The organism is Allobosea sp. 01N443 (assembly GCF_056399325.1).
Map to the genome: position 1 here is coordinate 1 of NZ_JBFTRC010000057.1, position 14,341 is coordinate 14,341.

The following is a 14,341-nucleotide window of genomic DNA, read 5'->3' on the forward strand; positions in this document are numbered from 1 at the left end:
ATCTTATCGTTATGGCCGGCGCTGGCAGCCACCTTACTATGCCGTTCGCGACCACCAGAACCGGGTTTGCGGGATCTGGCAGGGAGAGCGGCTCAATCGCACGGGAGCGGGTTTTGTTGGATTCTTTCGGGTCACGCGCGGCGAGCCTTGCTTTCGCGCTTCTTCTCGCCGCGCCGGCTGCTGCTTTGGCGCAAGAGAGCACGTTGACGGCCCTGCGAACGAGCGACGCCGATCGCTACGACCCCCAACGCACCACGACGCTCGCCGCAGCAGAAGTGCTGTACATGGTCGGCGAAACGCTGGTCACGCTCGACCGCGACCTGAAGACCGTTCGCCCCGGCCTGGCGGAACGCTGGGAGGTCAGCCCGGACGGCCGGACCTATACGTTCCATCTCCGCCGCGACGTGAGCTTCTGCGACGGCAAGCGCTTTACCGCTGCGGCTGTCGTGGGCACGGTCGAGCGCTGGCTCAATCCGGACTTCGCCGGCGTCAGCAAATGGAAGGCGGGCAAGGTCGAGAGCATCAAGGCGCTCGACGACTACACCGTGGAGTATCGTCTCAAGGAACCCTACTCCGAACTGCTCTATCAGATGACGCAGTTCAACTTCGTCATCATCGACCCGGAGCAAGCAGCGGCGCTGAAGGACAATTTCGGCATTTCCGCATTCAATGGGACCGGCCCTTTCTGCTTCCGTTCCTGGAAGCCGCGGACGGAGACCGTGCTGACCCGGCACGACGCCTATCGCTGGGGGCCGGCCTTCATGGAGAATGCGGGGCCGGCAGGTGTCGCCCGCTTTGTCTGGAAGATCGTGCCGGAGGCTGTGACGCTCGTCGCCGCCCTGCAGACCGGCGAAGGCGACCTCTCCTATTCGGTACCGGCCTGGGCCGTTGCCGAGGTGCAGGCGAACCCGAAGATCCGGCTCCTCAATCCCGACCTGGCCTTCCGCACCCATTATGTCGGCATGAAGATCACGCGCCCGCATCTGGCGGACAAGCGCATCCGCGAAGCCATCAGCCTCGCCATCGACGAAGGCGCGATCGCCGATGCCATCTTCTTCGGCGAAGCCGAGGCGGCGAACGCCTATTTCTCCAAGGCGACCCTCGACTTCAATCCCGGGATGAAGCTCGGCGCCTTCCGCTACGATCCGGTCCGGGCCAAGGCACTACTCGACGAGGCCGGCTGGGTCGCGGGTCCCAAGGGCGTCCGCATGAAGGACGGCAAGCCGCTCTCGCTGAATTTCTACGGTTTCACGGGCGACGCCAATCGCCAGATGGCCGAGGCCATCCAAGGGGATCTGCGCAAGATCGGCATCGATCTCAAGGTCGAGCTCTACGACGCGACAATCGTCTGGGGCAAATTGCGGACCCAGGATTTCGATCTCTACCAGATGAACTACCCCTATCTGAGCGCCGGCGAGGCGATGAACCTCTACTTCCTCTCCAGCAACATGCCGACGCCCAACCGGATGAACTGGAACGACCCGGATACCGATCGCCTGATCGAGGAGGGCAACCGCGCGACCTCGCCGGAAGCGCGCTACAGCGCCTTCGCCCAGGCCGAGGCGATCGTCCATGAGGCCGTGCTCTGGAAACCGCTGGTGAACGAGAAACTGACCGTCGTCTCGCGGACCACCCTCAAGCCGTTCAAGCCGCACGGCATCAGCGGAGCGGCGCTCTACAACGGGTTGGACCTCATGCCGGCGAAGTAACGGCGAGCAAGCCGCCTGCGCCGCTCGGCGCGCCGGATGTGGAACAGGCGACGGCAAGGGGCACCTGGATGCCCGGAAGCCGTGCGCCCAGGGACGAATTGACGTGACGCGACAGCTGTTTTGGCGCCTCCTGAGCTCGCTACCGATCCTGCTGGGGGTGCTCTTCGCCGGGTTCCTGCTCTTGCAGGTCATTCCCACCGACCCGGCAACCATCATCGCTGGCCCCACGGGGACGGCGGCCGAAATCGATGCCATCCGGCGCCAGCTGGGTCTCGACGCCCCGATCCTGGTGCAGTTCTGGCTCTACATCCTGCGGGTCGCCCAGGGCGATCTTGGCCGCTCGATCATCAACAACGCCCCGGTGCTCGACGAACTGGCCTCTGCACTGGGCCCCACCGTGGAGCTCATGGTGGCGAGCCTGAGCTGGGCGGTGCCGCTCGGCATCCTGTTCGGCACGCTTGCCGCCACGCGGCGCGGAAAAGCGTTCGATCGCGCGGTCATGGCGCTGTCGGTGGCCGGCGTGTCGGTGCCGGCCTTCTGGGTCGGGCTGCTGCTGCTGCAATTTGCGGCCTATCGCTGGCAGCTGTTTCCGCTCCAGGGCCGTGGCGGACCGCTCTGGACATTGCAGGGCCTGCATCACGTCGCACTGCCGGCGCTGATGCTCGGCGTCATCTTCATCGGCCCGGTCGCACGGATGACGCGGACGGCGGTGGTCGAGGTGCTGGGTGCCGATTTCATCCGTACCGCGCGGGCCAAGGGCGCATCCGAGTTCCAGGTCGTCACGCGCCATGCGCTGCGGACGGCGCTGATCCCGGTCGTGACGCTCATCGGCCTCCAGATCGGATCGCTGCTCGGCGGCGCAGTCATCGCCGAGACGATCTTCTCCTGGCCGGGCGTCGGCCGGCTCGCGGTGGGCGCCATCGTGTCGAGCGATTTCCCGATGGCGCAGGGCGCCATTCTCGTGATCGCCTGCGGCTTCATCGTCGTAAACCTGATCGTCGATACGCTCTACGGCCTGCTCGATCCGCGCATCCGGAGTGCCCTGCGATGAGCGCCCAGGGTCCCGCATCGACCGTAACAGCTGCTCGCCCGTCTCGGCCGGGCATGTTCCAGCGCCTCAGGAGCGACAAGGTCGCGCTCGCTGCGCTGATCCTCCTTCTCGTCATCGTCGCGGCAGCCGTGTTTGCGCCACTTCTGACGCCGTTCGACCCCTATCATACCAATCTCCGGCTCCGGCTGCGTCCTCCCGGCGGCGCTCACCTCCTCGGAACGGATTCTCAAGGCCGCGACCTGTTGACCCGCCTGCTCTACGGCACGAGGACGACCCTGATCCTCGGCTTCGCCGGGGTCGCCATCGGCACCTTGATCGGTGGCAGCATCGGGCTCCTGGCGGCGTTCTATCGCCGGCTCGAAGGGCCGTTGATGCGCATCGTCGATGTCCTGCTCTCGTTTCCCTCGATCCTGTTCGGCCTCGCGCTCGCAGCGATGCTCGGCATCGGGATGGACAGCCTCGTGATCGCGCTGGGGCTATCGGCCTCGCCCCGGATTGCCCGCGTCACCCGCGCGACGGCCGCGACAGTCATGCAGGCGGAATATATGGAGGCCGGCCGCGTGATCGGGCTATCCGACGCGACGCTGATCCATCGCTACCTCCTGCGCAATTGCGCGGCCTCGATCGTCGTCTACTGCACGCTGCAATTCGGCGAGACGATCCTGCTCGCAGCGGCTCTCGGCTTTCTCGGCCTCGGCCTGCAGCCGCCGACCGCGGAACTCGGCAGCATCGCGGCCGAGGGGCGGAGCTTCATCTTCCTGGCGCCGCATGTGTCGACCGCCGCCAGCCTGCTGATCTTCGTGATCGTGCTGTCCTGTAACGTTCTCGGGGACGCCTTCCGCGACCTCACGGATCCGAAATTGCGCCGATGACGACTGAGACACCCGTGATCGAGGTCCGCGGACTGCGCGTCTGCTTCAACACCGCTGCCGGCAAGGTGATGGCGGTCGACGCGGTCGACTTCGCCGTCGGCGCCGGCGAGACGCTCGCCATCGTCGGAGAATCCGGCTCGGGCAAGAGCATCATGTCGCTCTCGCTGCTGAGGCTCGTGCCTGCGCCGGGCGAGATCACGGCGGGGCAGATCCTGTTTCGCGGCGAGGACCTCGTCGCCAAGCCCGCCCATGCCATGCGCGACATTCGCGGCGGCCAGATCGGCATGATCTTCCAGGAGCCCAACACGTCGCTCAATCCCGTCCAGACGATCGGCGACCAGATCATCGAAGCGATCCAGTTGCATGAGCCGACGAGCCATGCCCAGGCGCATGCAAGGGCGATCGAAGTACTGCAGCTGACCGGCATTCCGTCGCCGGAGACGCGGGTCAAGGCCTATCCGCACGAGCTCAGCGGCGGCATGCGCCAGCGGGCGATGATCGCAATGGCGCTGGCCTGCCGTCCCAGGCTGCTCATCGCCGACGAGCCGACAACGGCTCTCGACGTGACCGTGCAGGCCCAGATTCTCGACCTGATGCGGGAGCTGAAGGCCACGACCGGAGCCGCCATCATCCTCATCACCCATGACCTCGGCGTCGTCGCGGAGATGGCCGACCGTGTCGCGGTGATGTATGCGGGGCGCATCGTCGAGACCGCTCCGGTCGGGGCTTTGTTCGACAGCCCCGAGCATCCCTATACCGTCGGCCTCCTCAGCTCGATGCCGGCGATCGAGGGCGACGAGGAGCCCCTCACGCCGATCGAGGGCGGCCCGCCCGATCCATTGGCCCTGCCTCCCGGCTGCGGGTTCCAGCCCCGCTGCCCGTTCGCCATTGCGCGGTGCAGCACGCAGGTCCCACCACTCCGCACAGTCAGGCCGGGGCATTCCTCCGCCTGCTGGCGCACACCGCTTCTGGAAACCCTCATGCAGGAAGGGCAGGCATGATGCCGGCTGCGGATGCCGCCACCACGCTTCTCACCGTCGACGGGCTGAGCAAGCAGTTCAGCGTCGCAGGCACATGGCCGTGGCAAAGGCGCAGGCTGAGCGCCGTCAACGACATCAGCTTCTCGATCGCGCCGGGCGAAACCCTGTCGCTCGTCGGCGAAAGCGGCTGCGGAAAGTCCACGGCGGGGCGAATGCTGGTCGGGCTGACGGCCCCCAGCAGCGGACGCATCCTGTTCGAGGGGCGAGATATCGCGACCCTGTCGTCAAGCGAGCGGCGCGCCCTGCACCGCAATGTTCAGCTGATCTTCCAGGACCCTTACGGCTCGCTCAATCCCCGCATGACGGTCGGCGAGCTGATTGCCGAGCCCGCCCTGCTCTTCGGCCTCGCCGACAGGCACAGCGTTGCCGCCCGGGTCTCCGAGCTGCTCGGCCTGGTCGGCCTCGCCGACAGACATGCAGATCGCTACCCGCACGAGTTCTCCGGCGGACAGCGCCAGCGCATCGGGATCGCGCGTGCGCTGGCCGTCGAGCCGCGGCTGATCGTCTGCGACGAGCCGGTCTCTGCGCTCGACGTCTCGGTCCAGGCCCAGATCGTCAATCTGTTGCGGAGCCTGCAGGAACGGCTCGGACTGAGCTATCTCTTCATTTCGCACGGGCTGTCCGTCGTCCGGCACCTGAGCCACCGCGTCGCCGTGATGTATCTCGGCAATATCGTCGAGATCGGCCCGAAGGACGCGATCTTCGCCCACCCGGCGCATCCCTATACGCAGGCGCTTCTGGCCGCCGCGCCGGTTGCGCGACCTGGCGCACGCCGAAGCCGCGCCGTGCTGTCCGGAGACATGCCGAGCCCGCTCAATCCGCCGTCCGGCTGCCGCTTCCATCCGCGCTGCCCATTCGCCGTCGCGCTTTGTCAGCGCGAAGTGCCTGCGCTCACACCGGGCGATGACGGGCGCTCGGTTGCCTGCCACCGCTGGCGCGAGCTCGCATCGACTCCGGCCGCGGCGCAACCCCCGCGGCATGCGCCGCGCACCGCCCAGCTGCTGTCGCTCTATCGCAGTGCTGCGGCCGCCTCCGGCTCTCGCATCGGGACCAACTGACCATGCCAGCAATCGAGGTCACGCGCATTCCCGGCGGCCAGGACGCGCCGCACGGCTTGCCGGCGGAGGTCACCAGCCGCCTGGGCCCTCTTCTGTCCGCACCCGGGCAGCTCATTCTCGTCGCAAGACAAGGGTCCGTGATTGTCGGAGTTCTCGCCGGGCTTCGCCGCCGGACGACCGCGATGCTGCGCATCGTCAGGTTCTGGGTCGATCCAGCGGACGCGAATGGCGCCGGCGAGGAGATTGGCCGCGCGCTGGTCGCCGCGCTTGAACTGATCTCGCTCGAGGCCGATATCCTGACCTGGCGGATTGCCAGTGCGACCGGAGATGACGAGCTGCCGCCGGCCCTGCGGAGGCTGACCGGTATTGCGGCTGCCGAACAGGGCTCCGTCTACACCGAGCGCAAGCTGCGCAACGCGCAGCGGCCGCCGAAGCCGGTCGCACCGCTCTACCCGCAATCGACCGGCTTCACCTGCGGCCCCGCTTCACTTGCCATGGCCTTTGCTGGCCTCGAGCCCGCGGTCGTTCCCGATCGCCAGCTCGAAATCGCCCTGTGGCGCGAAGCCACGACGGTCATCGGGCTGACGGGTCCGGGCGGCTGCGACCCGTATGGGCTCGCACTGGCCGTTGCCGCGCGCGGCTATGCGCTCCGGCTGTTCACGAGCGCTTCGGAGCCGGTCCTGCTTGACCGCGGCAACACGGAGGCCAAGCGCGAGCTGATGACCTTCGTCCAGGCCGACTTCAAGAGCCGGGTGCTCGCCTCCGGCATCGATGTCGAACATCGCGCCTTCGAGAGCTGGGAGCTGCGCGACGCCATCGCCGAGGGTGCCATTGCCGTCGTTCTGATCGACCAGATGGAAACGCACGGCCGGACAGCGCCCCACTGGGTTGTCGTCCACGCCGTCCATGACGACCTGTTCCTGCTGAATGATCCCTGGATCGAGACGGACGCACTGGAAACGGAGGCCGACGTGCTCGACCTTCCCATCCATATCTCAGTCCTGGAGCGCATGGCCCGGTATGGCGAACCGAGCTACCGGGCAGCGCTGCTGATCGGACGGAGTTCCTCGTAGGCGTCCACAACGGCAGGGGAAGGCCTAGGATGCCCCCTGCCCGTCCGCGACGCTGTCCGACCCGGTCCGGAGATGCTGACGATCGAGGGCCAGGGCGAGAAGGCTTGCGATGATTTCGACAAGGGTGCCGGGCTGCGGCGGGCGCTCTTCGGGATCGAACGCCAGCCCGATGACGGCGCGGTTTCCCACTGACGTCATCACCGGCCAGAAATCGAAGCGCGAGCCATTGAAGGGGTAGACGTCGGCCGCCGAAACCGCGCCGGTGGTCAGCGACGAGCGCGCCGCGTCGATGTCGACCTCGCGAGGCTCGATGGCGCCGCGTCTCTCGACGAAATCGCCCAGGGGCTCGGACATCAGCATCACGATGACCGGGACCTGAAACAGGGTTTCGAGCGCATTGGCGGTGCGGGAGAAGACCGCCCTGGGTTCGCCGGCCGCGACGATGTCCCGGCTGTAGGACCGCACGATCCCGGCCTGCCGCCGCGCCAGCACCGCATCGTCTGCCCTGCGGCGGGCGGTCGAGGCCACGGCGCTTGTGATCAGACCGACGACAAAGAGCAGCCCGATCGCCCAGATGCTGGCGGGGTCGTCGACGCGCAGCGTGAAACGCGGCTCGGTCAGGAAGAAATTATAGGACAGCGCCCCGAGGACAGCCGCGCAGAGCGAGGGTCCCAGCCCGAAGAAAACCGCCGCGATCACCACCGGGACGACAAAGACGAGCGACAGGTTCGGGATCGTCACCGCGTTGTCGAGCCCGACCGCCACCACGGTTGCGATGACGGTCATCGCGACCGCCAGGACATAGCGAACCACCATCGGAGCCTTGAAGAGCTGCAAGGCCGTCAGCGTATCGGGGTCCGGCAGAAGCTCGAACTCACCCGGAGACCTGAGGGTGCTCATGGCAATCTCCCTGATGCCGGTGGGCATGCCCACCATATGGTGCGCCAATCCTGCATCGGCAGCCGCGCTTCCGGCCTGCGCCTAGTGCGGTGCCGTAAAATTGATCCGGACCGCCAGGATGCAGGCCAAGAGCAGCAGCAGGACAAGGGACTGCAACAGGTCGCGCGCGATCCCGCCGAACGGCCGATGGCGGCGCGAGGCACGATAGACTGCTTCGCGTCGCCGCCTCAGGGATGCCTCATAGGTGACCATGTTCGCCTCCGTCATGCGAAAAGCGGATGATCGGCCTTCTCCCCGTAAGCTCGCTATGCGAGCTCTCATCCAGCGGCATAAGGCAGGCGTAAGGGGCATCACCGGCACGGTGGTTCCTTCAGAGGCAGGGCTGGGTTCCGCGCCTAAAGCATCGGCCCGAAAAGTGGATTGCGGTTTTCGGGAAAGCCGATGCAAACACAAAGGGTTAGATCATCGGTCCGGAAGCGATTTCCGGTCCGATGATCTAGGCGGCGGAAAGCCGATGGACCGCGCGGCCGTTGATCGGCCGGGGCAGATCATCGAGCGCATAGGTCAGGTCCTCGACGAGCGACGCGGCCGCCGTGACAAGGGGCAGCCGACAGGCGGGGCTGATGCCGGGATGCTGGAGCGACAATGCCAGTTTGATGGCGACGGGGTCCGGCTCCCGGGCGGTGAGGCCGAGGAGCGGAACCAGGCGGCGCTGCAGGATCTGCGCCTGCTCGAAGGAGCCGATGCGGCAGGCCTCCCTGATCCGGCCCAGCAGCCGCGGCGCAAGATTGCCGATGCTGGTGATCGCACCGCAGCCGCCGGAGGCAAGATAGGCGGGGATGGTGTCGCCGGCACCGGTCAGGCGCATGAAATGCCGGCTGCAGCTGCGCATGATCCGGTCGCAGCGCGCGACGTCGCCGCGACGCTCGAGCACGCCCATGATGGTCGGCGTCGCCGCCAGTTCGGCCAGGGTTTCGGGCGCGAGCTCGACCGCGCAGCGCTCGGGATCATTGTCGATGATCAACGGCAAGGGGGTCGCGGCGGCAACCGACAGGATGTGCTGGACGAGACCGGCCTGGGTCGGCCTGTTGTAATAGGGCAGACGCAGCAGGATCGCATTGGCTCCCGCCGCGGTGGCGTTGCGGACATCGGCGATGCTCTGCGCCGTCGCGTTCGACCCGGCCGCCGCGATGATGGGATAGACCGGCCCCGCAGCGGCCCGCGCCAGCCTGAGCAAGCGCATGCGCTCCTCATCCGTCAGCGTCGAGCCTTCGCCGCTGGCRGAGCCGAGAACGATGCCGTCCGCGCCCTCCTGGATCTGCCAATCCACCAGTCGCAGGAAGGCTGGTTCGTCCAGGCTATTGCCGCTGAAGGGCGTCACCAACGGGGTGAACATCCCGCGAAGCCAGTGATCCATCGGAAACCTCACCCTGTCAGACCATCGATCGTGGCACGTCGCTGCGGGCCATCGTCCCGACAGGCTGTCCCGCTCGGGAGGACGGTCAGGCGCGACCACCGTCACAGTCTCGGCTGGTTCCGCATAAGGATTCGATGCGGATCGGCATGGGCCTCACGTAAGGGCGCCGCGTGCCCGGGAACGCCCGGCCGGGCTCGCATCGACAAGCCCAAACCCTGCTGACATGCCGGGCGCAGAACGGCCCGGCGGGTGGCTTATGGAGCGTTTATGGCGCGCTCTGCAGAAGCACATCGCAAGCAGAATGACGCGCAATATCTGTCAGGTACATCCCGTGAAGAGATGCGCACCGACAGAATGCGTGCCGTCATGAATGTTGCAGCGTACCCTCAAACTCCTGGCCCTGCTCCATTCCCTCGCCAAACGCTTCGACGCTCATCTCACGCGCGGCGTGGAGCGGCATGGCCGCTTCCTGGCGGGCCTGACGCCCCCAATCCGCCCCGCCATCGCGGTCGCGGTGCCTCKAAGCGCAGACCAGCCGCGCCCAATCCGGCCCGGACCATGCCCCCTCGYGCCCAGGGCGGGGCTCGCWGAAACGCCCCGCCGGCCGCTCCGGTCAGTCCCCCTGCAACCAGACCGGATCGCGCATGCGCAGGCCGATCGCCTGCGCATGCCTTGCGACGCTCAAAGCGATGCGGTCCTGGATCGCCGCATCGGCCGCAATCGTCGGAAACGACAGGCACAGGCCCATGATCTCGTTGCGGCCGGGATCGGCAATGGCTGCGCCGATCGAGGAGATGCCCGGCGTGATCAGGCTCGATGAGCGGGCGATCCGGTCCTTGCGGATGGCGGCGAACTCGGCCCTGACATCGTCGTCGCTCATGCTGGCGCGGATGCCGAGCTTGCCCTGGGCATCGAGCTGCGCCATCGCCTGCGCGTCATCGAGGCGAGCCAGGATCGCCCGTCCGATGATCGAATCGAAGGCTGGCTTGCGCTCGGCGACCGAGCCGGTGTGCTGCAGCGCATAGGTGCCCTGCTGCGCGACGAGCAGCACGCGCTCGTGACCCGCGACGATGCCGGCATGGCCGGTGAAGCCGAATTCGCGAACCAGATCGTCGATAGCGACCCGCACGAGATCGAGCAGGTTGTGCCGCGCGAGATAGAGCGCGGCCAGATCCAGCGCCTTTCCACCGACCACATAGCCCTGGTCACGCTCCTCGCGCTCCAGCAGGCCGGCCTCGGAGAGCGTCTTGAGCAGCCGCGAGACCGAGGCCTTCGGCATGTCGAGTTCGCGACAGACCTCGCCCACACGCAACACGGGTCGCTCCTCTCTGACGAGGGAGAGAATGCGCAGTCCATTTTCGAGCGAGCTCATTGCTGTTCCATTAGAGATAACAGTGTTGACATATATGGGACGACTCAGGATACATAACAACAGCGAGCACGTACTGCACAGCCGCGAACGAGAGAGCGGAGCCAATGATGATCGGGACAGCCAAACCGGCCAAGGGGGAGATCACCCGCGGCCATGTCGAGCTTGGCTCTTATCCGGATGGCGCGATCTACTCGCCGGTCCTGATCGCCGAAGGGCGCAAGGACGGCCCGACGCTCTGGCTCCAGGCCTGCATCCATGGCCCGGAAGTGGTTGGCCCGCTCGCGATCCAGCGCTTCCTGAAGACGGTGGACCTGAACGAGCTCTCCGGCCGGGTGGTCTGCCTGATGCTGGCCAATCCGCTCGGCTTCCGCGGCTACAACCGGCTCACCCCACAGGACGGCTACAACCTCAACCGCGTCTTCCCCGGCGATCCGCGCGGCCACCACACCTATCAGCTCGCTCACCGGCTGCTCGATCTGTCGCTGGCCCATTCCGACGCGATGCTGGACCTGCATTCGGGCGGCGATCTCACGATCACCTGCCATTACACGCTGTTCCACAATAACGGCACGCCCGAGGGCATCGAGTCCGAGCGGCTGGGACGCGCCTGCGGCGCGCCGAATGTCTGGAACTCGCTGGAAGAAGGCCTGTCGGGCTGCCATTTCACGCATTACACTAGGAGCGGCAAGCCCTCGCTCATCGTCGAGAGCGGCGGCGGCGCCCGCGTGACCGCCGAGGATCTCGATCGCCTCACCCTGGCGATCTTCAATGTCTGCAAGGCGCGCGGCATGCTGCCGGGCGCGCCGGTCCTGCCGGCGCAGTTCCGCCTCGGCGGCGACGCGATCCATCACAAGGCGATCAAGGGCGGCCTGTTCATTCCAAAGGTCGGGCCTGGCGACGACGTGGTGAAGGACCAGCATCTCGCCGATATCGTCGATCTCTTCGGAGATGTCGTCGAGGAGGTGCGCTGCCCGGTTGAGAAGGCCTGGGTCGGCTCGATCCGCCGCCCGCATATGCCGATCTACAATGGCGACCAGGTTTTCGAGCTGGTCGGGACCAAGGGATATGACGCGGCCTGAGCCTTGCACTTGAACTCGGTAATTCCAGACCGGGTTCGGATGCCCGGTCCAACAAACAGGGGATCGTGATGGGTACCAGCTCTCTTGACCGGCGCCAGCTTCTTGCAGCGCTCGCCGCCTCGACGGCATTGCCGTTTGCCTCGGGCCAGGCCCAGGCTCAAGCCTTCGCCGGCCGCAAGCTGGTGAGCTCCGGCTTCGGCGGCTCGACCATGGACATCATCCAGTCGGCCGTCTTCACCCCCTTCGACAAGGCGACCGGCGCCTCGTCGACGCAAGTGCCGATGCAGTCGGCGGCTGCGCTCGCCCGCATGAAGGCCGAGGCCGGCAACCCGCAGATCGACCTGTTCCAGTTCTCGGGCGGCCAGGAAGCCTTCGCCAAGAGCGAGGGCTTGAGCCAGCCGCTCTCGGGCGTCTCCCGGCTTGGACAGATCCCGGCGGGGCTGAAGGATCCGGACGGCCATTGGGTGACCTGGGCAGTGATCGCCGAAGGAATCGTCTACCGCAAGGACAAGATTCCCACTCCGCCAACGAGTTACAAGGACTTCCTGAAGCCGGAATACAAGGGTCACATCGCCTTTCCGGCGATCACCAACGGTTATGGTGTCGATTTCCTCGTCATGCTCGCCAAGGCCTTTGGCGGCAGCGAGGACAATATCGAGCCCGGCTTCGAGGCGATGAAGCAGATCAAGGGTGAGACGATCTTCAAGGCGGCTTCCGACCTGCCGACGCTGTTCGGCCAGGGCGATATCTGGATCATGCCCTACGACACCGGCAATACGTTCAAGCTGCAGCAGGCCGGCCTGCCGGTCGCCTTTGCGACGCCGAAGGAAGGCAGCCCGGCGGTCTTCATCACAGCCTGCGTCGCCAAGGGCGCCAAGAATGCCGACATCGCCAATGCCGCGATCGACGCGATGCTGAAGCCTGAGGCACAAATCGAAATCGCCCGCACGATGCGCTGGACCGCCTCGAACCCCGAGACCAAGCTCCCGGCCGATCTGACCGGCGAGGTTCCCTCGGTGGACAAGCTCGCGCAGCTCGACCGCGACAAGATCAACGCCAAGCGCGCCTCCTGGATCGAGCGCTGGAACCGGGAAATCGCACGGTGACCAAGGCAGCGACGCGCAGCAGCGGGCCGCGGTGGGCGCTCTTCGCGCCCGTCCTCCTGTTTGCTCCCTGCGCCTTCGTCTACGCGGTCTTCTTCATCTGGCCGCAGGCGTCGCTGCTGGCGATCAGCGCGAGCGACGCAACCGGCATCACGCTCGCGCATTATCAGCGCTTTGCCGGGGATTCCTATTACTGGGAAATCCTGGGGCGCACCCTCGGGCTCGGTGCGGCCGTGACCGCCATCACGCTGGTGCTCGGCGTGCCCACCGCCTATCTGCTCGCCCGCGCACAGTCGCGCTGGGCGGGCTTTCTCCTGCTGCTCACGACCTTCCCCCTGCTGGTCAGCGCCGTGGTGCGCTCCTTCGGCTGGATGGTGCTCTTCTTCCGCGACGGGCTCCTCAGCCACGGCCTGATGGCGCTTGGGCTCGCCGACCGGCCGGTGCAGACGATGTATACGATGTCCGGCGTCATCATCGCGCTGGCGCAGGTGCTGCTGCCCCTGATGATCCTGACGCTGCACGGCGTCTTCAAGTCGATCGACCGCGATCTGGAATATGCCGCGATGAGCCTCGGCGCCCGGCCAAGCGTCGCGCTCGGCCTCGTCACGCTGCGGCTTGCGAGCGGCGGCATCGTCGCCGGCTCGCTCCTGGTCTTCTCGCTGGCGATCAGCGCGTTTGCGACCCCGAGCCTGGTCGGCGGCGCGCGGGCCAATGTGATGGCGACGGCGATCTACGAACAGGCGATCGAGCTGCTCGACTGGCCCTTTGCCGCGGCGCTGGCGACCATCCTGCTGGTCACCGTGCTCGCGCTGTCCCTGGCCTATGGCGCCCTGCTCGAAGGCCGTGGCGAACGCGAGGCGGCGCGATGACGATCTCCTTCCGTTCACCGCTCGGCTTCGTGCTGCTGCTGCTGGCCGTACTCGCCTTCGTCTACCTGCTGCTGCCGATCCTCGTCGTCGTCGCCGCACCGCTCGGCGATACCGGCTACCTCGCCTTCCCGCCCCGGGGACTGACGTTCAAATGGTACGCCGCCGCGCTGCATGACACGCGCTATCTCTCGGCGCTCGCCGTCAGCCTGCGCATTGCGCTCGTCAGCGCGCTGATCGCCTGCACCATTGGCGTCGCGGCGGCCTATGCGCTGACCCGCTTCAGCTTTCCCGGCCGGCGGCTGCTCGAAGCCATCTTCCTCTCGCCGCTCATCCTGCCGACCCTGGTGCTCGCCGTCGGGCTCACGCTGTTCTTCACGCGCACCGGCCTTCTTGCCGGTTCCTGGAAGCTCGTTGCCGCGCATGTGATCGTCTGCACACCCTATGTGCTGCGCGTCTCGCTGCCGGTGCTGCGCCGCTTCGACCGCAGCCTCGAGGAGGCCGCGCGCAATCTCGGGGCCTCGCCGGTCGCCGCCTTCTTCCTGGTCGTTCTGCCGGTGGTCCGGCCCGGCATCGTCGCCGGCACGGTTCTCGCCTTCATCACCTCCTTCGACGAGGTGGTGCTGGCGCTGTTCCTGGCGGAGCCCGGGGCTCCGACGCTGCCGGTTATGATCTACTCGGCGGTCCAGCTCGGCTTCGAGCCATCCGTTGCAGCGGTCTCTGGCCTGCTCGTCCTGGCGACGCTCGGCCTGATGATCCTCTATCACCTGCTGGGCACCTTCGGAGGCCGCCGGAACTGAC

14 protein-coding genes are annotated in these 14,341 nt (G+C 66.7%); 10 read left to right on the plus strand and 4 right to left on the minus strand.

From position 1 onward, the window contains the following. The first annotated feature begins 203 nt into the window (after nt 1-203). The 6 genes from AC1DRP_RS15880 to AC1DRP_RS15905 all read left to right on the plus strand — a co-directional run bounded on the left by AC1DRP_RS15880 (nt 204) and on the right by AC1DRP_RS15905 (nt 6,803). The gene (locus AC1DRP_RS15880) at nt 204-1,709 is read left to right on the plus strand and encodes an ABC transporter substrate-binding protein (protein ID WP_476768950.1); all 1,506 of its coding nucleotides are present in this window, start codon (nt 204-206) and stop codon (nt 1,707-1,709) included. 103 nt (nt 1,710-1,812) lie between these two features. Further along, complete coding sequence (locus tag AC1DRP_RS15885; RefSeq protein WP_441508131.1) at nt 1,813-2,760, plus strand: ABC transporter permease; 948 nt, start codon at nt 1,813-1,815, stop codon at nt 2,758-2,760. After that, nucleotides 2,757-3,632, plus strand: coding sequence for an ABC transporter permease (locus tag AC1DRP_RS15890; RefSeq protein ID WP_441508132.1), 876 nt, complete (start codon nt 2,757-2,759; stop codon nt 3,630-3,632). Before AC1DRP_RS15885 ends, AC1DRP_RS15890 begins: the two co-directional genes overlap by 4 nt. Beyond that, nucleotides 3,629-4,633, plus strand: a complete 1,005-nt coding sequence (locus AC1DRP_RS15895) for an ABC transporter ATP-binding protein (RefSeq protein WP_476768951.1) — start codon at nt 3,629-3,631, stop codon at nt 4,631-4,633. Before AC1DRP_RS15890 ends, AC1DRP_RS15895 begins: the two co-directional genes overlap by 4 nt. Beyond that, nucleotides 4,630-5,730 (plus strand): ABC transporter ATP-binding protein, encoded by a 1,101-nt coding sequence (locus AC1DRP_RS15900; protein ID WP_441508134.1) that lies wholly within the window; start codon nt 4,630-4,632, stop codon nt 5,728-5,730. Before AC1DRP_RS15895 ends, AC1DRP_RS15900 begins: the two co-directional genes overlap by 4 nt. 2 nt (nt 5,731-5,732) lie before the next feature. After that, nucleotides 5,733-6,803, plus strand: a complete 1,071-nt coding sequence (locus AC1DRP_RS15905; RefSeq protein ID WP_441508135.1) for a peptidase C39 family protein — start codon at nt 5,733-5,735, stop codon at nt 6,801-6,803. Between the two features lie 24 nt (nt 6,804-6,827). On the opposite strand, the gene AC1DRP_RS15910 is transcribed toward AC1DRP_RS15905, so the two are convergent. From AC1DRP_RS15910 to AC1DRP_RS15925, 4 genes are all read right to left on the minus strand, one after another. Continuing rightward, nucleotides 6,828-7,703: a DUF4118 domain-containing protein gene (locus AC1DRP_RS15910; RefSeq protein WP_476768952.1), complete on the minus strand. Its 876-nt coding sequence runs from the start codon at nt 7,701-7,703 to the stop codon at nt 6,828-6,830. An 81-nt stretch (nt 7,704-7,784) separates the two neighbouring features. Further along, a complete protein-coding gene (locus tag AC1DRP_RS15915) occupies nt 7,785-7,955 on the minus strand; it encodes a hypothetical protein (RefSeq protein ID WP_441508137.1) in 171 nt (56 codons plus the stop codon). A 244-nt stretch (nt 7,956-8,199) separates the two neighbouring features. Continuing rightward, nucleotides 8,200-9,120, minus strand: coding sequence for a dihydrodipicolinate synthase family protein (locus AC1DRP_RS15920; protein WP_441492367.1), 921 nt, complete (start codon nt 9,118-9,120; stop codon nt 8,200-8,202). A gap of 613 nt (nt 9,121-9,733) precedes the next feature. Next, nucleotides 9,734-10,492, minus strand: coding sequence for an IclR family transcriptional regulator (locus AC1DRP_RS15925; RefSeq protein ID WP_441508138.1), 759 nt, complete (start codon nt 10,490-10,492; stop codon nt 9,734-9,736). Nucleotides 10,493-10,599: 107 nt separating this feature from the next. Here AC1DRP_RS15925 and AC1DRP_RS15930 point away from each other — a divergent pair, with 107 nt between their 5' ends. The 4 genes from AC1DRP_RS15930 to AC1DRP_RS15945 all read left to right on the plus strand — a co-directional run bounded on the left by AC1DRP_RS15930 (nt 10,600) and on the right by AC1DRP_RS15945 (nt 14,340). Continuing rightward, nucleotides 10,600-11,571, plus strand: a complete 972-nt coding sequence (locus AC1DRP_RS15930; RefSeq protein ID WP_441508139.1) for a succinylglutamate desuccinylase/aspartoacylase family protein — start codon at nt 10,600-10,602, stop codon at nt 11,569-11,571. Nucleotides 11,572-11,639: 68 nt separating this feature from the next. Continuing rightward, the gene (locus tag AC1DRP_RS15935; protein WP_441508140.1) at nt 11,640-12,677 is read left to right on the plus strand and encodes an extracellular solute-binding protein; all 1,038 of its coding nucleotides are present in this window, start codon (nt 11,640-11,642) and stop codon (nt 12,675-12,677) included. After that, nucleotides 12,674-13,543, plus strand: a complete 870-nt coding sequence (locus tag AC1DRP_RS15940) for an ABC transporter permease (protein ID WP_441492362.1) — start codon at nt 12,674-12,676, stop codon at nt 13,541-13,543. The genes AC1DRP_RS15935 and AC1DRP_RS15940 overlap by 4 nt, the downstream gene beginning before the upstream one ends. Then, on the plus strand, nt 13,540-14,340 hold the full coding sequence (locus tag AC1DRP_RS15945) for an ABC transporter permease (RefSeq protein ID WP_441508141.1): 801 nt from the start codon (nt 13,540-13,542) through the stop codon (nt 14,338-14,340). The genes AC1DRP_RS15940 and AC1DRP_RS15945 overlap by 4 nt, the downstream gene beginning before the upstream one ends. Nucleotide 14,341: the final 1 nt, after the last annotated feature.

Coding starts and splice junctions, on each gene's coding strand:
- AC1DRP_RS15945 (WP_441508141.1), top strand. CDS start 13,540: ATGACGATCTCCTTCCGTTCACCGCTCGGCTTCGTGCTGCTGCTGCTG.
- AC1DRP_RS15930 (WP_441508139.1), top strand. CDS start 10,600: ATGATCGGGACAGCCAAACCGGCCAAGGGGGAGATCACCCGCGGCCAT.
- AC1DRP_RS15915 (WP_441508137.1), bottom strand. CDS start 7,955: ATGGTCACCTATGAGGCATCCCTGAGGCGGCGACGCGAAGCAGTCTAT.
- AC1DRP_RS15910 (WP_476768952.1), bottom strand. CDS start 7,703: ATGAGCACCCTCAGGTCTCCGGGTGAGTTCGAGCTTCTGCCGGACCCC.
- AC1DRP_RS15905 (WP_441508135.1), top strand. CDS start 5,733: ATGCCAGCAATCGAGGTCACGCGCATTCCCGGCGGCCAGGACGCGCCG.
- AC1DRP_RS15900 (WP_441508134.1), top strand. CDS start 4,630: ATGATGCCGGCTGCGGATGCCGCCACCACGCTTCTCACCGTCGACGGG.
- AC1DRP_RS15935 (WP_441508140.1), top strand. CDS start 11,640: ATGGGTACCAGCTCTCTTGACCGGCGCCAGCTTCTTGCAGCGCTCGCC.
- AC1DRP_RS15895 (WP_476768951.1), top strand. CDS start 3,629: ATGACGACTGAGACACCCGTGATCGAGGTCCGCGGACTGCGCGTCTGC.
- AC1DRP_RS15890 (WP_441508132.1), top strand. CDS start 2,757: ATGAGCGCCCAGGGTCCCGCATCGACCGTAACAGCTGCTCGCCCGTCT.
- AC1DRP_RS15925 (WP_441508138.1), bottom strand. CDS start 10,492: ATGAGCTCGCTCGAAAATGGACTGCGCATTCTCTCCCTCGTCAGAGAG.